Source organism: Pseudomonas sp. R11F, from assembly GCF_050312575.1.
GTDB lineage: Bacteria > Pseudomonadota > Gammaproteobacteria > Pseudomonadales > Pseudomonadaceae > Aquipseudomonas > Aquipseudomonas palleroniana.
The window spans coordinates 1-485 of record NZ_JBNPJU010000088.1; the positions used below are offsets into that span (position 1 = coordinate 1).

The 485-nt window shown below is 58.6% G+C and carries 1 protein-coding gene; it reads right to left on the reverse strand.

The genetic code is table 11. From position 1 onward, the window contains the following. A partial coding sequence (locus ACQRBV_RS27545; protein ID WP_427877934.1) for an immunoglobulin-like domain-containing protein occupies nt 1-485 on the reverse strand: 485 nt, incomplete at both ends.

The window sequence follows — 485 nt, forward strand, 5'->3', positions numbered from 1 at the left end:
AGCGGATTGGTGATGTTGGTCACCGGTGTGCCGTTCTTATCCACAAGGCTGGCGGTGTAGACGATGTTGCCGCCTTCACCGACGGTATTGGTGGCCGTCAGTACCACATCGACTTTGTCTATAGTGTCGTTGATGGTGGTGGTTGCGCCGTTACCGGCAACTTCCAGCTTCTCGAAGTTACCGCCGGTGGCGTCGGTGATCTTGACGGTCTGGGTGCTCTTGTCGATGAACACGTCATCGCTCGGCGCCGGGACGGTCACAGTACCGACGGTGTCACCGGCCTTGATGGTGATGGTCGACCCGTTATCCAGCTTCAGCGTGACATCGGTGCCGGCCTTGTTGCTCAAGGTCGCGGTGTACGTAATCTGACCGCCTTCATTAACTGCGCTTGGCGCGGTCAGGGTCACGGTGGTGGTGTCAGCAGTGCCCGGAGTATCGGTAACGGTGGTATTTACCGGCGTAGTGCCCGGTACCAGGTTCTCGAA